Annotated in this window: 10 protein-coding genes; 6 read left to right on the top strand and 4 right to left on the bottom strand. The window is 44.7% G+C overall.

Annotated features, from left to right (window positions below; genetic code table 11):
- Positions 1–138: 138 nt before the first annotated feature.
- The 4 genes from istB to ICN30_RS11310 form a co-directional block, all read right to left on the bottom strand.
- Positions 139–882 (bottom strand): IS21-like element helper ATPase IstB, encoded by a 744-nt coding sequence (gene istB, locus ICN30_RS11325; protein WP_216228770.1) that lies wholly within the window; start codon positions 880–882, stop codon positions 139–141.
- A 43-nt stretch (positions 883–925) separates the two neighbouring features.
- Positions 926–2,431, bottom strand: coding sequence for an IS21 family transposase (istA, locus tag ICN30_RS11320; RefSeq protein ID WP_216228771.1), 1,506 nt, complete (start codon positions 2,429–2,431; stop codon positions 926–928).
- Positions 2,428–2,628 (bottom strand): hypothetical protein, encoded by a 201-nt coding sequence (locus ICN30_RS11315; protein WP_216228772.1) that lies wholly within the window; start codon positions 2,626–2,628, stop codon positions 2,428–2,430. The genes istA and ICN30_RS11315 overlap by 4 nt, the downstream gene beginning before the upstream one ends.
- A gap of 72 nt (positions 2,629–2,700) precedes the next feature.
- Entirely contained in the window at positions 2,701–2,958 is a 258-nt protein-coding gene (locus tag ICN30_RS11310) for a helix-turn-helix domain-containing protein (RefSeq protein WP_216228773.1), read from the bottom strand.
- Positions 2,959–3,045: 87 nt separating this feature from the next.
- Between ICN30_RS11310 and ICN30_RS11305 the strand changes: the two genes are divergently transcribed.
- From ICN30_RS11305 to ICN30_RS11280, 6 genes are all read left to right on the top strand, one after another.
- Entirely contained in the window at positions 3,046–3,714 is a 669-nt protein-coding gene (locus ICN30_RS11305; protein WP_216228774.1) for a helix-turn-helix domain-containing protein, read from the top strand.
- 52 nt (positions 3,715–3,766) lie between these two features.
- Positions 3,767–4,330, top strand: coding sequence for a hypothetical protein (locus ICN30_RS11300; protein WP_216228775.1), 564 nt, complete (start codon positions 3,767–3,769; stop codon positions 4,328–4,330).
- 480 nt (positions 4,331–4,810) lie between these two features.
- Entirely contained in the window at positions 4,811–6,349 is a 1,539-nt protein-coding gene (gene nadB, locus ICN30_RS11295) for an L-aspartate oxidase (protein ID WP_216228776.1), read from the top strand.
- A 4-nt stretch (positions 6,350–6,353) separates the two neighbouring features.
- Positions 6,354–7,133, top strand: a complete 780-nt coding sequence (locus ICN30_RS11290) for a sulfite exporter TauE/SafE family protein (RefSeq protein WP_216228777.1) — start codon at positions 6,354–6,356, stop codon at positions 7,131–7,133.
- Between the two features lie 57 nt (positions 7,134–7,190).
- The gene (locus ICN30_RS11285; RefSeq protein WP_216228778.1) at positions 7,191–7,970 is read left to right on the top strand and encodes an FRG domain-containing protein; all 780 of its coding nucleotides are present in this window, start codon (positions 7,191–7,193) and stop codon (positions 7,968–7,970) included.
- A 303-nt stretch (positions 7,971–8,273) separates the two neighbouring features.
- A complete protein-coding gene (locus ICN30_RS11280; RefSeq protein ID WP_216228779.1) occupies positions 8,274–8,618 on the top strand; it encodes an aegerolysin family protein in 345 nt (114 codons plus the stop codon).
- The last annotated feature ends 202 nt before the right edge of the window (positions 8,619–8,820 follow it).

The raw sequence follows: 8,820 nt of genomic DNA, 5'->3' as shown, positions 1-8,820 counted from the left end.
TGTGTATTCCAGTCAAACCCGTCACCGATTCCAGTCCAAACCTGCCACTCATTCCAGCGGAAAGTAGCCCACTCATTCCAGTAGGGGTAGTCAGTAGCAATAAAGAAAAGCCCATCAAATGATGGGCCTCTGAGAGGGCTAACTTTTTGCCGGATTTTTCTTTCGCATAGACTCCCCTTTAATATCAATTCGATATGACCCGCTAACAAGTCTATCGAGAATCGCATCAGCTACAGTAGGATTTCCTCCGCTTAGATAGTCATGCCATCTTTCAACTGGCATTTGACTGGTAATGAGGGTTGAGCCTCTGCCTGTACGCTGCTCAATGACTTCTAGTAAATCGCTTCGATTGATTGGGCTCAATGTGGAAATACCCAGATCATCCAGTATTAGTAAGTCTACTTTTGCTAATTGAGCTAGCTTTTGCCGAAAGGTGCCATCTGCATGTGACATTCCAAACTCTTCTAGCAAGAGCGAGAGTCTTTGAAAAATCACACTTTTGCCTTGTCTGCACATTTGATTTCCGAGTGCGCAAGCAATCCAGGTCTTACCTCCGCCAGTGGGGCCAGTAATAATCAGGTTAGCTCCTTGCTCAATCCAAGCACCCATGGCAAGCGAGGCAATCAGGCCTTTATCCAAACCGCGATTCGTGCGATAGTCCATATTTTCTAGGCAAGCGTTCTCGCGCAGCTTAGCCTTTGCTAGCAATCGTTTGAGTCGCCGAGCTTCTCGGTGGGTATGCTCGTGATCGACCAGCAAGCCAATACGTTCCTCAAATGCTAGATCTTGGCTTGTAGGATTTTGTAACTGCTCCTCCAGCCCCTGGGCAATGCCCAAAAGCTTCATTTCATGGAGTTTGCGGAAGGTTTCTTGTAATAGCATGTTGTAACCCCTTTTAAAAATTTCTCAGTTGATGGCGCCTGCTTTAGTGGTAATAGTTAGCACCGCGAATATTGATATGGTCAAAATTGGCTTCTTGTTCTGCAGTTGCCAATGGATTGCGATCCATTTGGTTGGCAAGAATGATTCTTAAGCGACTAACTGACCTAACCCCCGCTTCAAGAGCAATTTTGCAGGCAGCCTCTAGTCGCAGTGCCTCATACTCTTCACATATCTTCTTTAAGGCGTGATGAGCACGCCAACCTTGCTCGCGCGCGCGTTTTTCTGCCAAGAGTTTTTCTAGAAATTGCTGAGTGCAGATGCCGATCGTTCCGGCCCAATCCAGAGCCAACCCATCATTCCACTGCGCAAGGTAGCGATGCTCTGACGGCATGTGCGCGGCATCGGTGATGATGCCTTTATCTTGTCGCACATGGCTAGCTACCCGCCTGCCTTGATACAATATTTCAACGGTGCGCACCGTTAACTGCGCCTCAACTACTTTTCGTGCCAGAGTGTGCGGTACGCTATATCGACAATCATCAAGTTGTACATGGTAATCAAGGCCAACTTGCAATCTGTGAAACTCGACGTACTCATAGGGATTTTCGGGCAAGGATTTCATAGCTGGGCGATCTACAGTTTCTAATAATTGCTTGCGATTGCCGTCTTGCTTTTGAAAGGGCCTGCGATTTATTTCTTCTAGTAGCTCGCTAATGGCAACATTTAACTCGCCAAGGCTCGTAAATAAGCGCTTACGCAAAACAAACATAATCCAGCGCTCCACAATTAGCACCCCATTTTCCGCCTTAGCTTTATCTTTAGGCTTGTATGCTCTTGCGGGCAAAATCGCAGTGTCATAGTGCTCAGCCATGTTTTGATAAGTACTGTTGATGATGGGTTCTGTGCGAGAAGCTTTAGTTACTGCCGATTTGAGGTTATCGCACACAATCACTTTTGGCACGGCGCCAATATGTTCAAAAAATTTGATGTGGGCATCAATCCAATTGGGCAGACTTTGCGACCAATTGGCTCTGGCATAGATGTAATTTGATGCCCCAAGGACTGCAACAAAGATTTGCGCTGTTCTCACTTCTCCCGTTTGGATATTGGCAATCGAAATTGTGGGGCCGGCATAATCAACAAATGCGCGTTCTCCAGCAGGATAGGTTTGGCGCATATAGCGTTTGAGCGATAGCGTATATTTCCGGTATTGCTCACAAAAGCGGCTATAGCCAATGCCATCTGGATGTTGCTCTAGATGTTCCTGATGCAGTATGGCTAGTGTGGCACCTTTTTGTTTCATCTCACAATGCACTAGAGCCCAATCGGGCTCAGCCTTACGTGGTGCATTTGGGTCCGCTGGAAATAGGTGACTTTCCAGTTCTGCATCGCTTAAATTTTCAGGTAGAGGCCAAGCTATTTTTGCTGCAATAAATCGCTTTATATATTCGCGCACGGCTTCTTTTGAAATGCCAAGGCTTTTAGCAATAGCGCGCTGACTCAAATCACCCTCAAAATGTAGGCGTAAGACGGCCTTAATTTTTCTCATACAAATTCTCCAATTGGGCATGTATTCAAACCAATGTAATTATGAAAACCCGTTAAGGGCTTGGGCGAGTATTGGCCAAATGCCGTCGCTGGTGGCGCGTAATAGCGCACACCACCCCAATCAAATGAAAGGTATTGACAGATAAAGAAGTGCGAGAGAAAATAATCCTGAAGTTGATGGACAATATTTGACTTCATGAAGTTCTCCAGCATTGCCTAAACCCCAAAGTTCGCGCTTTGGGGTTTTTCATTTGGCGCTTGGCATAGTACTTATGTCATGCGATCCTCCTGCATAGCGTTTCTGGTTTTAGCGATGGATGTTCGAGGCTTAAATACGTAGCGCCCCGGCCAAAGCGCTTGGGGGGTGCTGCCCAACAAAAGGGCAATATGCGTGGCGACAGTGTGTGCTGTGATCTGGCCACCAATGACCCTATGAACGACTTGAGGAGAAATTCCTAATTCCTTTGCAATATCCGTCTGCCTCTTACCTAAGAGGCGCAAGCGGTAGGCAATTTCAAGAGCATCCATGATTTATAGGTGATTTTTCATCATTTATGGGTTAATATTTGCTTTAAATATACATTTATTTTCTCTATTGAGACAATTTTAAATCTAATGAATAAAGAAAATCAAGACTTTTCGATGCCATCGCAATTAGCATTGGATGGCTTTGCTGGCCGCATAGCGCAGACTATTGTCCATTCAGGCCTAAATCAAACAGAATTTGCGGGCAAGCTAGGCGTTTCTCCTGGGTTCTTAAGTGATGTCGCCCGGGGAAATAAAAGGCCGGGAACGGAGTTTTTGTTTTCTTTGCGTAGCGTCTTTGGTATTTCGATCGACTGGTTGCTTACTGGCTTAGGCACTCGAACAGGGACAAGTCCGATTGATCTGCAGCTATTTAAAACCATTCAACTCCAAATTGCCCTTGTGCAAGCGGCCATTGAGTGCAATAACCCCTATGCAAAAGGCTTGCTCAACTTGCTACGCAATGAAAGCATCACCGACCTGAGTAATGATGATGCGCACTATAAGGACCTTCTGAACTCATTGGATACTGACGATGCCCATCTCGATTTGGCTTTGGGGCTTTATAACGGCTGTCTTGGCAACGCTGATACTGGCGCACGTTATAAGGATCTGCTCGAATCGGTCATTGCCTATTTTGAAACCAAACAGCCCCTAGATAAATTATCAGCACTAATGCGCGCGCATCAGGGTGGAGCAGTCCAAATCAATTTGAATCACAATTCACGCAATGCGGGTCGCGACTTTCACGAAAAGTAATTTTCCTCAGCACTCTTTTCAAATCTTCTAACCAACCCGAAAGGATTGCAGCATGTCACAAAACGAAGAATCAGTTGATATTAGTCAGCTCAATTTAGGGCAAGCCAATCGCAATGCAGGTCGCGATTACTATGAAATGCTCATTCCAGGATCAATCAAGCTGGTGCTAGCTACGCAGTCTCGTGAGCGTTTAAATGAGATGGCACAAGACAATAACTATCTTTTTAAATATCGATTTGGCTTTGAAGCAACCACACCCGTGCGCAAGCAAGTAATTGACATGCTCACAAGATATGATTTGAGTGATAAAGAAATCCGCATCCTCAAGCGCTCTGGGCAGCTAGTCATTAATCGCACAAAAGCCATATTGAAAAAACCTTCTCGCTGGATCACCATCTTTGGCTGGGCCTATGTTGTCTTTATTGGGTTAGTTGTATTTGCGAGACTATACGCACTGACACAAAATCAAGAGCTAGAAACCGCAGAGCACATCTTGCAGCTCATTTTGACTTATGTCATTTTCTCAATTGTGCTTTGGGTTGTACTTAGCCTATTTATTTTGCCCGGCCGAATCCTAAAACAATCTGGAGCTGATCGGGAAGATTTACCTCTCTAGCGGGTATTTCGCGGCATGAGAGATTTTCTGTAATAGCGGTCAAGAGTCGTTCGAGCAGAAAATATCAAGAGCACTTGTTTATGTTTTTATGGCGCTCATCAAACAATTGCATCATAGGGATGCAATTGTTTTCTTGAAGTCATTAGCGATGCGCCTCTTCCTAGATTTCAGTCATGATGCTTGCTTGAACTCGTGCAAACTCCGCTGCCCCATGTTCAAGGGATTGACTTGAATATAAAAATATTAAATTTATATTTTTCAATGATGAAAGTTATCTTTTTATAAAAAAGTTTCTTTAAAAACTCATAAACAAGGGTAATTACTGATGAATCTATAGGGGGGGGGGTGGACCATAATGCAACATGCAGTGCAGCAAGAGCAAGGCAGGCTTTGTTTTAATGGGATGCAAATATCTCCGGGCCTGTATTTTCTGGGGCAACTTGACTTAGCCCTGCCAAACGAAACAACGGAGGCATTAGATTGAAATTTGACATCCTCATAATTGGTGAGGGACTCGCCGCCCTTTCTCTGATTTTGCATTTGCCAGGCAATTTAAAAATTGGTGTTATTTCTAGAAATAAATTTTCAGAATCTTCGAGCTTTTATGCGCAAGGCGGAATCTCAGCAGTATTCTCGACGGAAGACAATCTGGACAAGCACGTTCAAGATACGCTGATTGCCGGCGACGGAATTTGCGATGAAGTGGTAGTTAAGCAAATTATTGCAGATGGCCCATCGGCACTGCAATGGTTAATCGATGCTGGAATACCATTTACTAAGGAGGGTGGATTAATTCACCTAACCCGCGAAGGCGGTCACAGCGAAAGGCGAGTTGCGCACGTTGATGATATGACTGGCCGCGCAATCATGCAAAACCTCGTTCAAAAGGTTAGCATACTACCTAATATCGCATGGCTAAGGCAGCATGAGGTTTTGGAATTAATCACGGATGGTGAGGCAGTCTCCGGGGTTATTACTCAAAGCTTAATTGATGGGGAAGTCTCAATTTTTTACTCCACCAAAATTGTGCTTGCAACAGGTGGAATAACGGGCCTTTATCCATATGCCACAAATCCGAATGCCGGCAAGGGAGAGGCAATTGCAATAGCTTGGAGGGCTGGAGCTACTATAGAGAACCTTGAATTTATTCAATTTCATCCGACGGCATTTCTTATGGATGGCAAGGTTGTCAGCCTGATTACCGAGGCAGTCAGGGGTGAAGGGGGTTATTTATACAACTCGCAGAATATTAGATTTATGGAGCAATATTCGCCACAAAAAGAGTTGGCTCCGCGAGACATTGTCTCGCGCGCTATTTACTCTGAGATGAAAATTCATAATGCCCCCAATGTATTTTTGGATATTTCTCATAAAGGGCCTCAATTTGTTGAACAACACTTTCCCAACCTCACAAAGCTAACTAACGCCTATGGGGTCGATCTCTCCACTTCGAAGGTTCCCGTTTCTCCAGCGGCGCACTATACCTGCGGGGGTATTGCTGCAGATGTGGCTGGACGCACTTCCGTTAAGGGCTTATATGCGATTGGTGAGGTTGCAAATTCTGGATTGCACGGAGCCAATCGACTAGCAAGCAACTCCTTGCTGGAATGTGTCGTGATGGGACGAGAGTGCGCTAAATCCATCGAATCATCTGAGGGTGGACGAAGTAATAAACCGACCCCAGCTATACCAAGTCAGATTAATGCGCCATTAAGCGAATTCATTATTGATGAGCTAAGAAGCCTATTGTGGGCAAGTGCGGGTATTGTTCGCAATTCAAATGGAATGGCCTCGGGTGTAGACAAGCTTAAAGAAATTGAGATGCGACCTGCGAAATCACAGCCCTATGGTCAAGCATTGCGTAATCGCAATACATTTGATGCTGCGAGCCTGATTATGCAAAGCGCAATTTCGCGCAACGAATCTAGGGGCGGGCACTTTAATGAAGATTTTCCAAGTCAATCCCACCCCAATAAGACATCGATTGACGGCGTGAATAAATCCTACTATCAAGGCTAATCAGATGATAATTTTTATTCTTGGCGGAACTGTTGCGGGCTTATTGGCGGGTTTGTTTGGGATTGGAGGCGGGGCCTTGGTGATCCCTGTATTAATTGGCGTTTATAAGGCTGCCGATATGAGTTCAACCGACTCTATCCGTCTTGCATTTGGCACCTCTCTAGCGATTATGGCCTTTACGGGGCTATCATCATTTTTAAGCCAGCTAAAGGCTGGCAATGTAGATTTAGGGTGGTTCAAAAAACTCTATCTTGCCTCTGGGATTGGTGCATTCATTGGGGCTTTGATTGCCACGCAGATTCCTGGGGTATGGTTAACAATCGCGCTTACGGCAATGCTCTTTTATTTTGGAATAAAGCTTCTGGGGTTGCTGTCTGGCAACATGGAAGGCTCACCGCTTTTTGCACGTTTTTATGTTGTTGCCGGATTCTTTTCCGGGGCAACTTACTCGTTAGCAGGCCTGGGTGGCGCTTCAGTGATGACGTTTTACTTAATGAAGGTGGGTTTACCATTGCGCAAAGCCATAGGTACTGCTACAGGTGTTATTTTGCCAATTTCTTTGGGGGCTGTGATGGGATTTGGCATCACCTCGGGAATGCCGCATGATTGGCGCTGGGGTTATATTGATCTATACGCTTTATTGTTAATGAGCTTATGCTCAATTCCCGCCTCTAAAATAGGGGTGAAATTGGCTGGACTCATTTCAACCACCTACCTGAGAAAAGCATTTGGCTTATTGATGGTTGGGCTGGCGATTAAAACAGCAGTGGTCAGTCTTGTGTAGCCTCATAGACCTGCTCTATGGCGATCTTTGTAGTGATATTAAATATTTAAGGTTTAGATGGAAGCAATTAGCATTCAAACGTGGGAGCAGTTTATTGGACTTATTTCACAGTTTGACGGGTGGGTCTTTCGAGGTCAAGAAGATGCAAATTGGTCGCTAGATTCTTCTTTATCTAGGTATCTAGCCCAATACATTCCCGACGCAAGGGAGTGGCCGATTCGAGAAGAGCGGGCCCTGCGTATCTTTAGGCGCAAGGCTCATAATTTTCTAGATGATCCCACTGTGCTGGATGATGATTTGCGTTGTCTAGCCTTAATGCAGCACCATGGGGCCCGCACTCGAATGCTTGATTTTACCAAGTCGCCCTTTGTGGCGGCATTTTTTGCGCTCTGTGATGCCAAAAATGATTGCGCTGTTTTTGCATTGGATACTCCAAAACTCTGGAGAAGGTCCCCAATGCAAGATCCTGAGCTAACAAGATCCACCATTGATCCAAGGGCTAAGGGCAATTTTGCCAAATATTTTTTACCTAATGCCCATGAATTGCTATGGGTTGGCGAGCCTAGGCAAATGGATCGAAGGCTAGTAGCCCAGTCGGGTACTTTTGTGGTGCCAGGGGTATTAAATAAGACTCTTGACCAAATTATTGACAACTATCAAGCGGACCAAAGTTTGATTAAGAAAATTATTCTCTCGCAGTCCATGCGCTTTGAAGCTATGCAGGCGCTCTATCGTATGAATATTACCCATTCAACCCTATTCCCTGACTTAGATGGTCTTGCGCGATCGATGGCTTATGAGCTAGAAATGACATGGGTGGGCTATAAGAGCGATTAAGGCTGGTTCTTAGTCAGCAGAGTCGTTGATTGATCCTTCACAAATATTGGTAACATCACCCAAAATGATGTCTTGTTGAAAATTAAGAGTTAATCTTTTGGGGTATCCGCAATCTGTGATTGACTTCAACTAGAATAATTTAGGCTGGGGGAGTTTGATTCTTCTTGTGAGTTGCTTAATAGCCAATCAAAATTTCAATAGGGATAATTTATCGACACTCTATGTGGCGGGCTAATACAGTAACTGCGCCATGCGTCAAACCGAATCAAAATTAGACACTGTTTTTTTCATGGAGGGGGCAATATGGATTGGAGTACGCTCTTTGGGGCTTTTGGAGTTGGCGCAATTATCAAAACCATACTTGACACAATACTATCTTCTAAAAAAGATAGGTCAGCCCTCCAATACCAAGAAAAGCGAGAGGCTTATCTTGGGTTATTGGATGCCCTGCATATAGCGGCGATCAGCCCAAGTGACGAAAACAGTAAGACCTTTGCGCTTTGGCAAACTAGGGTATCAATTTTTGGGTCAGAAGAAGCTAGTAAAGCTGTGCAAGGAATAATTGATACAAATGATGGGCCGCGTGAAATCCGCCACATCCATTTCGACAATCTTTTAAGAGCCATCAAAAATGATTTATCAGTCTAACCTTTTAGGCTGTTTAAACATTACGCTGACCGACTTCTGATGGGAATTTAGTCAAAATCAATCACAGATTACGGATAACCATCTTTTGCAATAAATGCATCGTTTATTGTGGCGAGTCCCACCGGAATTACTGGACTACTTTCCAATGGAATGACTGCCAGCTTTGAATTGGAATGAGTGGCAACATTCACTGTAATACGCA

It is taken from the genome of Polynucleobacter sp. 31A-FELB, from assembly GCF_018882405.1.
In the GTDB taxonomy this organism is placed as follows: domain Bacteria; phylum Pseudomonadota; class Gammaproteobacteria; order Burkholderiales; family Burkholderiaceae; genus Polynucleobacter.
This window is presented reverse-complemented; position numbering and strand designations above follow the sequence as displayed.

What these genes read in the sequence shown, in the direction of transcription:
- ICN30_RS11305 (WP_216228774.1), top strand. Translation starts at nt 3,046, where the DNA reads ATGAATAAAGAAAATCAAGACTTTTCGATGCCATCGCAATTAGCATTG.
- istA (WP_216228771.1), bottom strand. Translation starts at nt 2,431, where the DNA reads ATGAGAAAAATTAAGGCCGTCTTACGCCTACATTTTGAGGGTGATTTG.
- ICN30_RS11310 (WP_216228773.1), bottom strand. Translation starts at nt 2,958, where the DNA reads ATGGATGCTCTTGAAATTGCCTACCGCTTGCGCCTCTTAGGTAAGAGG.
- ICN30_RS11280 (WP_216228779.1), top strand. Translation starts at nt 8,274, where the DNA reads ATGGATTGGAGTACGCTCTTTGGGGCTTTTGGAGTTGGCGCAATTATC.
- istB (WP_216228770.1), bottom strand. Translation starts at nt 882, where the DNA reads ATGCTATTACAAGAAACCTTCCGCAAACTCCATGAAATGAAGCTTTTG.
- ICN30_RS11315 (WP_216228772.1), bottom strand. Translation starts at nt 2,628, where the DNA reads ATGAAGTCAAATATTGTCCATCAACTTCAGGATTATTTTCTCTCGCAC.
- ICN30_RS11300 (WP_216228775.1), top strand. Translation starts at nt 3,767, where the DNA reads ATGTCACAAAACGAAGAATCAGTTGATATTAGTCAGCTCAATTTAGGG.
- ICN30_RS11285 (WP_216228778.1), top strand. Translation starts at nt 7,191, where the DNA reads ATGGAAGCAATTAGCATTCAAACGTGGGAGCAGTTTATTGGACTTATT.
- ICN30_RS11290 (WP_216228777.1), top strand. Translation starts at nt 6,354, where the DNA reads ATGATAATTTTTATTCTTGGCGGAACTGTTGCGGGCTTATTGGCGGGT.